Genomic DNA, 15,949 nt, shown 5'->3' on the forward strand with positions numbered 1-15,949 from the left:
AAACAAGTAAAAAAATGAAAAAAATATTCTTTGGATTAGTTTTCCTTACAGCGAGTTTAACAGGATTTGCCCAAATAAAAGTGGGTGGTAATCCAACGATAGATCCTGATGCTATGTTGGAAATTGACGCGGTAAGTAATAAAGGTTTGCTTTTACCTCGTCTGGAGTTAGAAGAAACGACCAATGCGTCTCCTTTATCAGCTCACGTGGAGGGTATGACAGTATATAATACAGCGAGAACAAATGACGTGGTGCCGGGTTTTTATTATAATGATGGCAATAAATGGCAGCAAATGGTGACAACAGACTATAAAGCAGTTAAGTTTTTCTATATGCCTTCTATTACTTTTGATACTTCTACAGATGCAACCGGACAAACTAAGGATTTGTATGCAGAGTATAAAGCCCAGTTTGCATTGACTAACCCCAATCATGTGGCAAGCACAGGAGCACCGACAGCTAATGGTATTCCGTATTTTGCCAATGCTAGAGATTTGTATTATTATATAACAGATTATGACCCGAATGTCTTCTCAAATATCACAGTTAATGAAGACGGATTAATGACGTATGATGTAACGGCAGCAGCTACAGATTGCACATTGATTAATATAGTATTTGTTGTGAAAGAATAGCCATTAAAAAATGATAATTATGGTACAGAAAAAGTTATTATTAACTTGTCTTCTTTCTTCACCTTTGATTTTTGGACAAACAGTAAATGAGGGAGGGCTATACATTAAGCCTAATACAGAAGTATCTACCTTATTTTCGTTTGAAAACAAAGAATCAGCGCAAACGTTTAATAATGGGACCATTTATTTTTATGGTGATTTTATTAACAATGGTTTGTACGATTTTCAGAGTGGAGAAAAAACATACAGTAAAGCAATTTTTACTTCAGATAAAAAACAGACTATAGAAGGAAAAAATATCGCTAATTTCTATCACGTTGTTTTTGATAACAGCACCAAAGAAGTAGCTTTTGACTTGTTGTCTGGAATGAGTTCGGAAGGAGAAGTTGTTTTTCAAAACGGTATTGTAAAACTGTATTCAGATGATAAATCCTTTGCTTTCTTAAAAGGATCTAAGGCTTTGAATGCTAGTGATGCAAGTCATATTGAAGGCTGGATTGACAAGATAGGAAACGATGAGTTTACGTTTCCAGAAGGAGATAAAGGATTATATCGGTTTGCTAAAATTTCTGCACCAAAAAATGTAAAAGATGTTTTTGCCAGTAGATATATTTTGGAGGACAAAGATTTCTTTACTACGAGATCGGGAAAAGCGGGTGTTGTTGAAAATGTAAATACAAATGAATATTGGGAACTCAACAGAATGGATAATTCTGAAGGAAGTATAATTTTAACACTGAGCTGGGATGAAAGAACGACACCCGAAGAGCTTTTGAAAAATGCAGAAGAAAACCTTCATATCGTTCGTTGGGATGAGCAGCAGGAAATGTGGGTTGATGAAGGAGGAATAGTAGATGCTGGAAGTCGTACAATTACCTCTCCGGCAACAGTCAAAGGATTTGGATATTTTACGTTAGCTACGGTAAAAACAGATTGGCTGCTTGATGGAGATGTGGTTGTCTACAACTTTGTAAGTCCGGATGGAGATGGTAAAAATGACTATTTCTTAGTAGATAATATCAATAGATTTCCTAACAATAAAGTAGAAATATATAATCGTTGGGGAACCCGGGTTTTTGAAACGTCTAATTACGATAATAACGGAAACGGAACAAGTAATGTGTTTACAGGATTTACCGAAGGTCGTGTGATCAATAAAAACAAACCGCTGCCGACAGGTACTTATTTTTATATAATAAGCTATGAATATAGTGATGACAACGGATCCCGCATGATTAAAAAATCAGGCTATTTACATTTAGAAAGTAATTAAGAAGAAGATTAGATGAGTTTAGGTAAAGCAATAAAAAATATTGGAATCGGTTTATTGATATTAAGCGGATTTCAGCAGACATACGCTCAGCAAGACCCGCAATATACGCAGTATATGTATAATACGTCTATGATAAATCCGGCTTATACAGGATCTCGAGGAGTGCTTAGCGTATTCGGATTATATCGTACACAATGGGTCGGTCTGGATGGTGCTCCAAAAACAGCTAATATTTCGGTAAGTTCTCCAATTGGAGAAAGCGGACTCGGAATAGGTGCTTCTTTTACCAATGATCGCATTGGAGCTATGGACGAAAACACCTTTTCAGTAGATTTGTCTTATGCAATTGATTTAAATCACGAATACAAATTAGCATTCGGACTAAAAGGAACTGCGAATTTGTTGAATGTAGATTATACTAAATTGCAAATTTACAATGGAACAGACCCAACAGTACAAAACAATATAGACAATAAGTTTACGCCAAATATTGGTGCGGGATTATATTTATATTCAGAAAAATCATATTTAGGTTTTTCCGTACCAAATTTCCTTACCACAGATCGGTATAATGACAATGACATTACCACGATGCGCCAAAAGATGCATTATTATCTAATGGGAGGATATGTGTTTGAATTTAATCCAAGCTTGAAGTTTAAACCTGCATTTTTGGCTAAGGCAATTGAAGGAGCTCCTTTACAGGTTGATTTAACCGCCAATTTCTTGATTATCGATAAATTTACATTAGGTGCAGCCTACAGATGGGATGCATCAATTAGCGGGTTAGTAGGTTTTCAGATTAATGAGGGCTTGTTTATCGGCTATACATACGATGCAGAAACATCAAAATTGGCGCGATATAATTCAGGATCACATGAAATTTTCTTGAGATTCGATTTGTTTAACCGCTATACGAGAATTAACACACCAAGATTCTTCTAAAGCCTGAAAAACGGAAAAGTTATGAGAAAAACAATTACAAAATTTTTTTCGCTTGCTCTTGTTTTATGTGCAGTTAATACAGGATTAGCACAGACTGCAAAAACGAATAAAGCAGATAAAAAATTTGAAAAGTACGAATATGTAGATGCCATTGAAGTCTATAAAAATATAGCTGAAAAGGGATATAAAAGCATGAATACCCTGCAAAAATTAGCAGATGCTTACTACTTTAACGGTAAATTGTCCGAAGCTAATAAATGGTATGGCGAATTGTTTGAATTTGCAGCTGAAAACAATGAACAATTGCCTTCAGAATATTATTATCGCTATGCTCAAACATTAAAAGCGATTGAAGATTATGAAAAGGCCGATCAGTATATGGAAATTTTCTCTAAAATGGAAGGGGATGATTCCAGGAGTAAGCTTTTTGAACAAAATAAGGGTAATTACTTAAAAGAAATTGAAGCAAATTCAAATCGATATGAGGCAGAACCTCTTTCAATAAACAGCGGTTTTTCAGATTATGGTGCGGCAATCTGGCGTGATAATCTGGTTTTTGCATCGGCAAGACAAACAGAGGAAGTAGGAAAATCAAAAATTCACAAATGGACCAATGAAGCCTTTACGAATTTGTATCTGTCAAAAATAAATCCGGACGGAACCATTGACGAACCCGTCCTTTTTCCTATTGAAGCCCAAAATAGAATTAATGAAGCTTCGGCATCATTTTCGGCAGATGGTAAAACAGTTTATTTTACACAAAACAATACGGATATAAAAAAAAATAAAAAAGACGAGTACAAAAATGTTTTGTTAAAAATATATAGAGCTAGTTTACAGACTGACGGGACGTGGGGAAACGTTGTGGAATTGCCGTTTAATTCTAACGAATTTAACACTGCTCATCCCGCATTAACGCCGGACGGGAAATGGCTCTACTTTGCTTCCGATCGTCAAGGAACACTGGGGTTGAGCGATATTTTTCGCGTAAAAATATATGAAAACGGAGAATATGGCATTCCGGAAAATATAGGAAACAAGATTAATACAGAAGGGAGAGAAACTTTCCCTTTTGTTTCTAAAGACCACTATTTATATTTTTCTTCGGATGGACGTCCGGGGTTAGGAGGTTTAGATATTTATATGGCTAAACTAAATGTCGACGGTACGTTTGGTCAAGTAGTTAATATGGGAAAGCCACTTAATAGCTCCTACGATGATTTTTCTTTTTATATTGATCCTGCGGCAAAAAAAGGTTTTTTAAGCTCGAACAGACCAGCTGATACAGCGGGAGATAACATTTATTTTTTCCAGGAGAAAAAAGAAATTGTATGTCAGCAGATGATTTCCGGTTATGTATTTGATAAATCGACTAATGAAGCTATTGCCCAAGCGAAAATCACAGTTTACAATGCTGTTTACAATGAAATAACTACCCTGCTAAGCGATGAGCAAGGAAGATTTACCGTTGAAAATTTGGGATGCGGTAAAAAATATCGTTTAAAAGCAGAAGCCGAGTCTTATAATACAGCAGAAGTATCAACGGTAATGGGGAATGAAATAGACGGAGTTGTGAATGTAGAAATTGGATTAGATCCAAGTCAGGAAAAAATTGGAAAAGATGACGATTTGTTTAAAAAACTTCAGCTAGATCCTATTTATTTTGACTTTGATAAATCTAATATCAGACCAGATGCGGCAGTTGAACTGGCAAAAGTAGTAGAGGTGTTAAAAATGTATCCTGATATTAAAATTGATGTAAGGTCACATACAGACAGCAGAGGGAATGATAACTACAATATGAAATTGTCAGACAGAAGAGCTAAGGCTACGATGAAGTGGATGATAGACAATGGCATTAGTAAAGATAGAATTACAGGAAAAGGTTATGGAGAAAGTCAGTTAGTCAATAAGTGTGCAAATGGTGTCCCTTGTACACCACAAGAACATCAGGCAAACAGACGAAGCGAATTCATAGTTGTTGAAATGTAACAACAATAAGTGAACTATTCTAACTAATTACAAAAAGCAAATAGGAGTTCTTTTCTGCTCCTATTTGCTTTTTATAAATAACGGACGTGTTTAATTAGGTTTTAATAAATTGATTAAATCTTTTTTTAAAAATGGAATTTCTTTTTTTAGATTAAAACGCTTTGTAGTAGTTAACATGAGTTTTGTACTAAATAAATTGGATTGCTGAGAATCAGAATAACTCATAAATAAAGAATTAATTGATGTAGCTAATGCAAAGGTCCAGGTTTCGTCCGAATAGCCTATCGAAAATTTGCTTTGTATGTCTGGAGTTATAAGAAAATTTGTTTTTCGGGTTAAAAGATTCTTTTCTAAATTGCCGTTAATTCCTATTAAGGCTGATATTCCTATAAAATAATGTTTAAAAAAAACAAAGTTGTGACCGTATCCAATCGCTGGTCCAAAACTAATTAATCGTTTGTCGTAATCCTGAATTTCAGCATTAAACAGCGGAATGTTTTGGGTTTTTGAATAAAAGATATTTCCCCCTACTAAGAGGCTTCCTGCAGATTTTAATTGAATTTTGTTAAATGAATTCGTTGCTGCAAACGAATATTTTTTGTGATTAAAAACATATTGACCGGAAACGCCGTACATGCTGATTTGCAAGTCAGGAAAAGCTTCATATGTTTTTTTATTTTCACCAAGTAAATAAAATCCTTTATAATTTTGTAGGTAAAAATCGATTAAAAGACGTTCGCTGTAATAATTGTATCTAAAGTCAAACGTTTTGGATTTTTTGCGTTCCCGATCACCTAAGGACGAAAAGCTTTGGCTATAACTTAGTTCAGAGTTTTTCCATAAAAAACCAATGCCAATACTTGCAGGCTTGTTTGGTTCAAAAACCTGATCTTTCATTCGTTCGGAAGTGTAATTTAACGCCAAACTTGCTTGTGTAAAAAAAAGTTTAGCTCCGTACATCTTATTTGATTTTCCTATATAAGTAGAATCAGTTTGAGCCACGGTCTTTAAAAAACACATAAAGAATAAAAAAAGAAGGAAATAGGATTTCAAGCGAACAAAAAGAATTCAGATTAATAAAATAAAACTATCCAATGAATACAAATATCAGTCATTCTGTTTTTGTTTCAAATAACTTATCAAAATTACGTTTTTATTTCTCCGAAAAATTAGCTTATCCCACCATCTTTTTTACAGAATAGTTTAAACCAATTGCAGCTATGATTACAAGTACGGCAGTGCTTAGCCATAATATATCATAGCCGTAATGTGATGCAATTCGGGTTCCTAGTAAAGGAGCTACAATAAAACCGATAGAAAATGTAAGTCCGTTCATTCCCATATATGCTCCTTTGCTTTTTGATCCTGCTCTCATTGCAGTAACTGTTGATGTAAAAGGCATTGCAAGCATTTCGGAAACGCATAGTATAGTCATCGAAATATAAATAGATATTAGGCTGTAGTCAAAAGCAAGCATACCATAGGCTATTCCGCTTACAACCACTCCGTAAAATATAGTCTGCCGAATTGTTAATTTTTTTTCTACAACATATACTAATAACATTTCGGTCAAAAAGATAAGCAATCCGCTATACCCTAACACCATTCCTATTTCAACCTCATTCATCCCCACCGCTTTTTCGTAAAAAATAGGCAGCGTACTCAAAAGCTGTAAAAAAGCAATTGCATATAGTGTACAAAAAATGCTATAAATAATAAACATCTTGTCTTTGTATGGCGATTGGTTTGGTTCCTCCTCAACCTCGAAGACAGGCAGTAATTCTTCTTTTTCTTTAAAAAACTCTTTGTTGGTTTTTCTGCCTTTGAAAAAATATATAAAGACTATAGCCGCAGCAAATGCAGCAAACGCATTGACATAAAATAAAAGCGAATACGATATAGCCGCTAAAATTCCGCCCATTGCCGGTCCGATAGAAAAGCCTAGATTAATGGCCATCCTGTTAAGAGAAAAAGCGCGGGTAATGTTCTCAGGTTTAGCATACATGGTTATGGCAACAGAATTGGCAGGACGAAACATCTCGCTTACAGCGCTCTGCAAAAACATCATCAATGCCAGACTGATTACGGAGGTAAAATGAGGTAAGAGCAAAAAAACCGGAATACTGCCCAACAAACTAAGGTACTGTACTTTAAAATTACCTATTTTATCTGTAATCCAGCCGCCAACAGTAGTTCCTATAATAGAACCCGCGCCAAAACAAGCTAATACATAACCTGTTTGCTCCTCTGTAAAATTTAGTTCTTTAATCATGTATACGCCCAAAAAAGGAAGCACCATAGACCCCGAGCGATTAATAAGCATAACAATTGCCAGCATCCACGATGCAGTAGACAGCCCTTTGTATGCGCTGATATAAATCTGGTACAGTTTTTTCATAAATTATAGAAACCGGTTAATACGGTATGTATAGTTACTCTAAACGGTTCTTTTTTTCCCTTGCTTCTTTCATTGCATTAAAAAAAGCAGCTCTGCTGAGAGGCTCGTACTCTTGTGTTTCGCCCAGCATCACCAAATTTTCGCTGGCAGCTTTTCTAAAGCTGTAATTAGCCAGATTCCCTGTTCGGGTACAGATGGCGTGTACTTTAGTTACATATTCGGCTGTAGCCATCAGTGCAGGCATCGGACCAAAAGGGTTGCCCTTAAAATCCATATCCAGTCCTGCCACAACAACCCGGATACCCATATTGGCAAGATCGTTGCAAACACTTACAATCTCATCGTCAAAAAACTGAGCTTCATCAATGCCGATTACATCACATCCGTCGGCCAGAATTCTGATATTGGCAGCGGCAGGAACAGGAGTAGAACGTATTTCATTGGAATCATGAGATACCACGTATTCCTCGTCATATCGCGTATCGACGGAGGGCTTAAAAATTTCTACTTTTTGTTTGGCAAACTGAGCGCGTTTTAAACGGCGAATCAACTCTTCTGTTTTTCCGGAAAACATTGATCCGCAGATTACTTCAATCCAGCCAAATTGTTCTGTGTGATTTACGGGATTTTCAAGAAACATTTCGTAATTTTCGAGCTGAAACCAGCAGTTTTTTCTGTTACTTTGTATGGAGCAAAGTTACCAAAAAAAGCTCGGCAAATTACTAATACAAATTAAAAGTTATGAAGAAAGTCTTGGAAGGAGAACTGTTGAGTATCGCCCACCGCGTATTGCAGATGAAAGAAAAAGATATAAATAAGCTGTACAAAGAAGCCAAAGAATTGTACGAAAAATTATTGATATTGAAGTTCTATCAAGATTCGGCAGCGATAGGACAGACGACAGACATAACGGAAGAAGAGCTGCAGGGAAAACTACAGGCGTTTTATGTCAAAGATAAAAAACAGGAAGAACTGGAGCGCAAGCAGATGCCCGAAGATTTGATTGAAGAAAAACATCCGCTGGTACTCGATCAGGAAACAATACACAGCCAAAGTGAATCCGCGGTTCCATTGCCGGAAACAGTAAATAAAATTCAACCTGAGATAGAAGCCACAGACGAAAAAGCACCGGAATCGATTAATTACGATACGGATTTTATAAAAGAACCTTACGAAGCCGAAGAAGATGAAGCCGATGCTATATTGCACAAATATCTCGATGAACACGAAGCAATGATACAGGAAAGCGTACAAAAAGAGTCGGAAAATACAGTGTCAGAATCGCAGCCGGTTTTAGAAGATGAAAAAAATAAATTTCAGTCAGTTGATAAACAAGAAGGAAATACAGAACAAAAAACTGTGAGAGAACACGATCCGTTTTACGGATTTAACTTTGGCGATGTAGAATTTATCAGGGTAGAAGACGCAGAGGAAGTAGAAGTGAAAAAACTCGAAACAGAATTTATAGCTAAAGAAGAATTAGAAGAAAAAACTCAGCCAGAGATTGAAAGTGAAATCGCTACGCCAACAGAAGACAAAGAAGAGCAAAATCAGAATACGCTGTTTAATTTAGAAAATATTGAACCTAAACCCGTAAAAACAAAGTCTATTAACGATATCTATAACGCTACCATTGCCGTGGGACTTAATGACCGTATTGCGTTTGAAAAACACCTGTTTGGCGGCAGTGGAGAAGACTTTAACAGGGTGCTTTCTCAACTTAATACCGTATCTTCTTTAGACGAAGCTAAAAGTTTAATCGAACATTTGGTAAAACCGGAATATAACAATTGGGAAGGAAAAGAAGAATACGAAGAGCGTTTTTTGGCATTGATAGAAAATAAATTTGCTTAAAAATGGGAAAACTATATTTGGTACCTACTCCCATCGGTAATCTGCGAGATATGACGTTTAGAGCAATTGACGTTTTAAAAGAAGTAGATTATATTTTGGCAGAAGATACCCGCAATAGCGGAAAATTGCTCAAACACTTTGAAATCGGTACCCCTATGCTGAGTCACCATATGCATAACGAGCACAAAACGGTGGAGAGTTTGGTAAAACGGATGCAGGCAGGCGAAAATTTTGCTTTGATTTCTGATGCGGGGACTCCCGCCATTTCTGACCCGGGCTTTTTGCTGACCCGCGCCTGCGTTGAGCAAGGAGTTGAGGTAGAGTGCCTACCCGGAGCAACTGCTTTTGTGCCTGCACTGGTAAATAGCGGTTTGCCCAACGATAAATTTGTGTTTGAAGGCTTTTTGCCGGATAAAAAAGGACGCCAAACGCGATACTTGGTACTGGCTGACGAGGTGCGTACAATGATTTTGTATGTATCGCCGCATAAATTGCTTAAAACACTGGAAGAGTTTAAAACCTATTTTGGAACGGAAAGACAGGTTTCCGTATCCCGCGAATTGTCCAAAATGCACGAAGAAACCATCAGAGGCACAGTAGCAGAGGTATTTGCCCATTTTGAAAAACATCCGCCAAAAGGAGAAATTGTTGTTCTTGTTGCCGGTAAAAAGTGATACTGTTCCGATTAGTATTAGGCTTTTAAATAAAATTTATCAATCTCAATAAAATAATGTTTAACTTCTTGTTTAGAGGTTAAACATTATTTTTTTGGTACTTTTGATACAAAGAGAAAAACCATGTCAGATAAAGTTACAACAAGCTGGATTGCAAATATGCAGTTTGAATCGACCAACCCAAGCGGAGAAACGTTAAAAATAGATGCCGGACCAGAAAACGGAGGCGATAATAAAGGCTTTCGTCCTAAGGCACTCATGCTGTCTGCTTTGGCAGGATGTTCGGGGTTGGATGTAGCTTCATTAATCAAAAAAATGCGTCTGGAAATAGACGATTTTAAAATAGAAACAGAAGGTTTTTTAACCGAAGAACACCCCAAAACATACCATGCCGTAACAGTAGATTACCATTTTTACGGCAAAAATCTAGATCGCGAAAAACTTCAAAAAGCAGTTGATTTATCCGTTGAAAGATATTGCGGGGTAATGGAAATGTTCAGACAATTTGCCGATGTAAAAATTAATATTCACTATCATAATTAAACAGTAGATGCGCTGGAATTTAAAACCAGAAGTTGATAAAAATACAGTCAGTCATTTACAAAAAGTATTGGGAGTTGATGAAGTTATTGCCAGATTGCTTGTTCAGCGAGGAATAACTACCTACGAGGAAGCAAAACAGTTTTTCAGACCCGCATTAAGTGATTTGCACGATCCGTATTTGATGAAAGATATGGACAAAGCCGTTATGCGCTTGGAAAAAGCTTTTGAGCGCAACGAAAAAATACTTGTTTTTGGTGATTATGATGTGGACGGAACCACGGCTGTTGCGCTGATGTCTTCCTATATACAGCGTTTTTATGCGGCGGTGGATACCTATATTCCGGATCGGTATGGCGAGGGGTATGGTATTTCCTATCAGGGGATAGATTATGCGTCAGATAACGGTATCTCGTTGATTGTTGCCTTGGATTGCGGCATTAAATCTATTGAGCATATAGCCTATGCCAATCAAAAAGGAATAGACTTTATTATCTGCGATCATCACTTGCCCGGAGATAAACTACCCGATGCGGTTGCCGTACTGGATCCCAAACGGGCGGATTGTTCTTATCCGTATAAAGAATTGTGCGGATGCGGTGTAGGTTTTAAATTGATTCAGGCACTGGAGCAAAAAAAGGGGCATACTATTGAAAGTCTGGTTCCTTATCTAGATTTGGTAGCCACGGCAATTGCGGCAGATATTGTACCGATAACCGGAGAAAACCGAATCTTGGCTTATTTTGGACTGCAGGTAATTAATACAGGACCTCGTCCGGGAATTAAAGCGCTCCTTGCTCTCTATAACCAAATATCCTTTTCCATAACGGATATTGTTTTTAAGGTAGCGCCTAAAATAAATGCCGCCGGGAGGATAGAGCACGGTAATTTTGCTGTAGCACTTCTCACTAAATTTACCATGGAAGAAGCAGTTGCTGCTGCTGAAAAAATTGTTGCTTTTAATGAGGAACGGCGAAGTCTGGATCAGTCCATAACTGTGGAGGCTTTGAATCAGATTATAGAAAATAAAGAAATTAATAATAAGAGCACAGTCGTTTTTAATGCTTCGTGGCACAAAGGAGTTATTGGTATTGTGGCTTCTCGTTTGATAGAAACGTATTATCGCCCCACGCTGGTTTTTACCGAAAGTGGAGATTATTTGGCAGCTTCAGCCCGTTCGGTTAAAAATTTTGATATTTACAGTGCTTTGGAGTTGTGTTCAGAACATTTGATTCAGTTCGGAGGACACATGTATGCCGCCGGAATGACATTAAAAAAAGAAAATTACCTCGCCTTTAAGAATAAATTTGAAGAAGTGGTTTCGGACAGAATAGAAGAAAAAGACTTGATCCCGGAGATAGAGATAGACGCAATTCTTAATTTTACGCAGCTAACCGATAAGTTTTTACGAATATTAAAGCAATTTGAACCTTTTGGACCGGGTAATATGAATCCTGTGTTTTTGACCAGAGAAGTGTACGATACCGGATACGGAAAAACCATGGGACAAAAGGACGAACACATACGCTTGTTTGTCAAACAAGCTAAAAATGCTGCCCCCGGATACAGTGCGGTAGGTTTTAATTTGGGCGATCAGTTTTCTAAACTTTATCCAAGACAATTGTTTGATATGCTCTATACTATCGAGGAGCACGAGTGGAAAGGCAATATAACGTGGCAAATGCAGATAAAAGACCTGCAAATGGCGTGATAAATGTTGCGAAGCATTGTTTATCTGTGTCAAATATTTAATTTTGTCCAAATTAATTTAAATATTTAATAATCAAATGAAAATAGCAGTAGTAGGCGCCTCCGGAATGGTAGGTGAAGTGATGCTGAAAGTATTGGCAGAGCGCAATTTTCCAGTTACAGAACTAATACCGGTGGCTTCAGCCAAATCGGTTGGTAAATTCATTGACTTTAAGGGCAAGAAATACGAGATAAAGTCGATGGAAGAAGCTGTGAAGATGAAGCCGGAAATTGCTATTTTTTCAGCCGGAGGAAATGTTTCTTTAGAATGGGCACCTAAATTTGCCGAGGCAGGAATTACCGTTATAGATAATTCGTCGGCATGGCGAATGGACAACACCAAAAAACTGATTGTTCCTGAAATCAATGCCAGTTTACTGACAAAAGCAGATAAAATTATTCCTAATCCCAATTGTTCTACTATTCAATTGGTAATGACTTTGGCACCGTTGCACAAAAAATATGGCATCAAAAGAGTAGTGGTTTCTACTTATCAATCCATTACCGGAACGGGAGTAAAAGCAGTTGAGCAATTGGAAAATGAATACAGAAACCAAAAAGGAGCAATGGCGTATCCGTATCCTATTCACCGCAATGCGCTTCCGCATTGTGATGTATTTGAAGAAAACGGCTACACCAAAGAAGAAATGAAACTGACGCGCGAAACCAAAAAAATTCTTCAGGACGATTCGGTTTTAGTAACGGCAACAGCTGTCCGTATTCCGGTTGTGGGCGGACACAGCGAATCTGTAAATATCGAATTCTCAAATGAGTTCGATATTAATGAGGTAAGAAAAATCTTGCATGAAACATCAGGTATTTCCGTTCAGGATAACACAGATACTAACACCTATCCCATGCCGATTTATGCGGAGGGCAAAGACGAAGTATTTGTAGGACGTATCAGAAGAGACGAAACTCAAGCCAATTCTTTAAACTTGTGGATTGTGGCAGATAATCTAAGAAAAGGAGCGGCAACCAACGCTGTACAAATAGCAGAATATTTGGTAGAAAATAAGTTGGTTTAACATTAGAGTGTAAATAGAAAAGCCCTGCGAAACCGCAGGGCTTTTTCATTGTATTTTAGTTTTAAAATATGTGTTTACCCTTTTTTAAGGTAATCTCTCAATACATATTGCAAAATACCATCGTTTTTATAATACTCTATTTCTATCAGCGAGTCAAATCTGGCTTCTACCTGAAATTTTAATTCTTTTCCGGAATCGTCTTTTGCCACAATATCGATTAATTTGTGAGGAACTAAGTCATTTTGCAATCCGGTAATGGTATAAATTTCTTTTCCGGTTAACCCGAGGGATTCCGCAGATTGTCCTTCCAAAAACTGTAAAGGCGCAATACCCATTCCAATTAAATTGCTGCGATGTATTCTTTCAAAACTTTCGGCTATAACCGCTTTAATACCTAAAAGATAGGTTCCTTTAGCAGCCCAGTCTCGTGATGAACCGCTTCCGTATTCTTTTCCGGCAAAAACGATGAGTGGCGTTTGGCTTTCTTTGTACTTCATAGCGGTTTCAAAAACAGTTAGCGATTCGCCTGTTGGCAGATAAGTACTGTAACCGCCTTCGCGTTGAGCAATTTTATTTTTGATGCGTACATTGGCAAAAGTTCCGCGCATCATTACTTCGTGATTCCCTCGTCGGGAACCGTAAGAGTTAAAATCTTGCGGTGCTACTCCTTGTGACATCAGATATTTTCCGGCAGCAGATTCTTCGTTAAAAGCTCCTGCTGGTGAAATGTGATCTGTTGTAACTGAATCTCCCAGATAAAGCAGAACTCTTGCTTCTTTTATATCGGAAACAGGTGCTGGAATGGCTGGTAAATTTTCAAAAAACGGTGCCTGGCGAATATAAGTCGAAGCGTTATTCCATTCAAATTTTTTGCCTTTGGGTGCCAGTAATTCTTTCCAGTCCGACTCGCCTTCAAAGATAATGCTGTACACATCATCAAAATCTTTTTGTTTTAGTGATTCGTTAATTACTCCCCGAATTTCTTCGTGAGTAGGCCAGATGTCTTTTAAATAAACCGGTTCGCCGTTCGGATCATAATCCAAAGGCTCGTTGATGAGATCGATATCAACGCGTCCTACAAGCGCATAAGCAACTACGAGCATTGGCGACATTAAAAAATTCATTTTTACCTGAGGATGAACCCGAGCCTCAAAGTTTCGGTTTCCGGATAGTACGGAAGCCACTACTAAATCGCCTTTTGTAACTGCCTCAGCAACAGGGGCAGGCAGCGGTCCGCTGTTTCCGATACAAGATGTACATCCGTATCCGACCGTATGGAAGCGCAGGGCTTCCAGATCTTCTAAAAGACCGGAACGCTGCAAGTATTGTGTTACTACTTTGGAACCGGGCGCCAAGCTGGTTTTTACCCATGATTTGGTACGCAGTCCTTTTTGGATGGCTTTTCGGGCTACAAGTCCCGCTCCGATCATTACCTCGGGATTTGAAGTATTGGTGCAACTTGTAATTGCAGCGATTACGATATTTCCGTCACTAAGAACGTATTCTTTATTTTTTTGCTTAATTCTCACTGAACGCAAAGAGTCTTGAACTACTTGAGTAGGCTGTTCTGTAGATTGTCCTTTTTCGTGATAGACGAATTCTGTTCCTGATCCTCCTTCGGAAAGCCAGGCGTGCTCGCGTCTTTCTTTGGTTTCTACATAGGTACGGTTGTATTCATCTTTAAGTAGTTTAGAAAATGCTGAACCTAAGTTTTTTGCCAAAATTTTATCCTGCGGACGCTTAGGTCCGGATACGGTTGGTTCTAAAGAGTTTAAATCTAGTTCTAAAACAGCAGAATATTCAATGTTTTCACTTCCGGTACGCCACAGCATATTGTTTTTACAGTACTCTTCAACCAGTTGTATCTGTTCTTCGCTGCGGTTAGTAATCCGCATATAGTTCAGCGTTTGCTGGTCGATTGGAAAATAGGTTACTGTACATCCAAATTCAGGTGACATATTGGAAATTGTAGCCCTGTCTGTTACGGATAAATTGTCTAATCCTTCTCCGAATACTTCTACAAATTTTCCGACTACGCCATGTTTGCGCAAAAGGTTGGTAATGGATAAAACCATGTCAGTAGCTGTAGAGCCCTGAGGTATTTTTCCGGTAAGTTTAAGTCCGATAACTTCGGGACAGGTAAAATAAATAGGTTGTCCAAGCATAGCCGCTTCGGCTTCAATACCGCCCACTCCCCATGCAATTACACCGATTCCGTTCACCATTGGTGTATGTGAGTCCGTTCCAACCAAAGTGTCTGGAAATGCCCATCCGTTTCTTTCGATAACTCCTTTTGCGAGATACTCTAAGTTTACCTGATGGCAGATTCCCATTCCCGGCGGAACTACTGTAAAATTAGTTAAACCCTGTTGTGCCCATTTTAAAAGTTCGTAGCGTTCGGAATTGCGTTCATATTCCTTGATAACGTTTTCTTTATAGGCATAGTCTGTTCCGTAATAATCTACTTGTACGGAGTGGTCTATCACTAAATCTACCGGGATTGCCGGATTTATTTTGTTGCCATCTTTTCCTTGTCGAATATATTCTTCGCGCAAAGAAGCAATATCAACCACGGCAGGCACGCCCGTAAAATCCTGCATTAGAACCCTTGCCGGTTTAAAAGGAATATCTTTGTCTGTTCCTTTGGGATCCCAATTGAGTAGGGTGTCTAAATGTTCGTCTGTAATCACATAGCCATCGTGGTTGCGAAGTACATTTTCGAGTAAAATTCTAATGGAAAAAGGCAGTCTGTGAATGTCTTTTCCTTCATCCTGTAGTTTTTGCAGCGATGCAAATTTGTATTTAGTCATAGTTGTTAGTTTTTAGCTTTCAAGGTACGAAAAAAAACGATATTTATTCCT

13 protein-coding genes are annotated in these 15,949 nt (G+C 37.9%); 9 read left to right on the plus strand and 4 right to left on the minus strand.

What is annotated here, in order from left to right; all coding sequences use genetic code 11:
* Positions 1–14 precede the first annotated feature (14 nt).
* Genes C8P70_RS01005 through C8P70_RS01020 form a run of 4 tightly spaced genes read left to right on the plus strand, consistent with a single transcriptional unit; the run spans position 15 to position 4,845 of the window.
* On the plus strand, positions 15–635 hold the full coding sequence (locus tag C8P70_RS01005) for a hypothetical protein (RefSeq protein ID WP_133711491.1): 621 nt from the start codon (positions 15–17) through the stop codon (positions 633–635).
* A 19-nt stretch (positions 636–654) separates the two neighbouring features.
* Positions 655–1,908: a gliding motility-associated C-terminal domain-containing protein gene (locus C8P70_RS01010; protein WP_133711492.1), complete on the plus strand. Its 1,254-nt coding sequence runs from the start codon at positions 655–657 to the stop codon at positions 1,906–1,908.
* 12 nt (positions 1,909–1,920) lie between these two features.
* Positions 1,921–2,853: a PorP/SprF family type IX secretion system membrane protein gene (locus C8P70_RS01015; protein WP_133711493.1), complete on the plus strand. Its 933-nt coding sequence runs from the start codon at positions 1,921–1,923 to the stop codon at positions 2,851–2,853.
* A 21-nt stretch (positions 2,854–2,874) separates the two neighbouring features.
* A complete protein-coding gene (locus C8P70_RS01020; protein WP_133711494.1) occupies positions 2,875–4,845 on the plus strand; it encodes an OmpA family protein in 1,971 nt (656 codons plus the stop codon).
* A gap of 90 nt (positions 4,846–4,935) precedes the next feature.
* On the opposite strand, the gene C8P70_RS01025 is transcribed toward C8P70_RS01020, so the two are convergent.
* From C8P70_RS01025 to C8P70_RS01035, 3 genes are all read right to left on the minus strand, one after another.
* On the minus strand, positions 4,936–5,847 hold the full coding sequence (locus C8P70_RS01025; RefSeq protein ID WP_166666156.1) for a DUF4421 family protein: 912 nt from the start codon (positions 5,845–5,847) through the stop codon (positions 4,936–4,938).
* 172 nt (positions 5,848–6,019) lie between these two features.
* Positions 6,020–7,243, minus strand: coding sequence for an MFS transporter (locus C8P70_RS01030; RefSeq protein WP_133711496.1), 1,224 nt, complete (start codon positions 7,241–7,243; stop codon positions 6,020–6,022).
* Between the two features lie 34 nt (positions 7,244–7,277).
* Positions 7,278–7,883: a thymidine kinase gene (locus C8P70_RS01035; protein ID WP_133711497.1), complete on the minus strand. Its 606-nt coding sequence runs from the start codon at positions 7,881–7,883 to the stop codon at positions 7,278–7,280.
* A 101-nt stretch (positions 7,884–7,984) separates the two neighbouring features.
* On the opposite strand from C8P70_RS01035, the gene C8P70_RS01040 reads away from it, so the two are divergent.
* The 5 genes from C8P70_RS01040 to C8P70_RS01060 all read left to right on the plus strand — a co-directional run bounded on the left by C8P70_RS01040 (position 7,985) and on the right by C8P70_RS01060 (position 13,088).
* A complete protein-coding gene (locus C8P70_RS01040; RefSeq protein WP_133711498.1) occupies positions 7,985–9,097 on the plus strand; it encodes a hypothetical protein in 1,113 nt (370 codons plus the stop codon).
* A gap of 2 nt (positions 9,098–9,099) precedes the next feature.
* Complete coding sequence (gene rsmI / locus C8P70_RS01045; RefSeq protein WP_133711499.1) at positions 9,100–9,771, plus strand: 16S rRNA (cytidine(1402)-2'-O)-methyltransferase; 672 nt, start codon at positions 9,100–9,102, stop codon at positions 9,769–9,771.
* A gap of 123 nt (positions 9,772–9,894) precedes the next feature.
* Positions 9,895–10,314: an OsmC family protein gene (locus tag C8P70_RS01050; protein ID WP_133711500.1), complete on the plus strand. Its 420-nt coding sequence runs from the start codon at positions 9,895–9,897 to the stop codon at positions 10,312–10,314.
* 7 nt (positions 10,315–10,321) lie between these two features.
* Positions 10,322–12,022, plus strand: coding sequence for a single-stranded-DNA-specific exonuclease RecJ (gene recJ, locus C8P70_RS01055; RefSeq protein ID WP_133711501.1), 1,701 nt, complete (start codon positions 10,322–10,324; stop codon positions 12,020–12,022).
* A gap of 76 nt (positions 12,023–12,098) precedes the next feature.
* Positions 12,099–13,088, plus strand: coding sequence for an aspartate-semialdehyde dehydrogenase (locus C8P70_RS01060; protein ID WP_133711502.1), 990 nt, complete (start codon positions 12,099–12,101; stop codon positions 13,086–13,088).
* 74 nt (positions 13,089–13,162) lie between these two features.
* On the opposite strand, the gene acnA is transcribed toward C8P70_RS01060, so the two are convergent.
* Complete coding sequence (gene acnA, locus C8P70_RS01065) at positions 13,163–15,898, minus strand: aconitate hydratase AcnA (protein ID WP_133711503.1); 2,736 nt, start codon at positions 15,896–15,898, stop codon at positions 13,163–13,165.
* Positions 15,899–15,949: the final 51 nt, after the last annotated feature.

The sequence above is a fragment of the Myroides indicus genome (genome assembly GCF_004364575.1).
Classification (GTDB): domain Bacteria; phylum Bacteroidota; class Bacteroidia; order Flavobacteriales; family Flavobacteriaceae; genus Flavobacterium; species Flavobacterium indicum_A.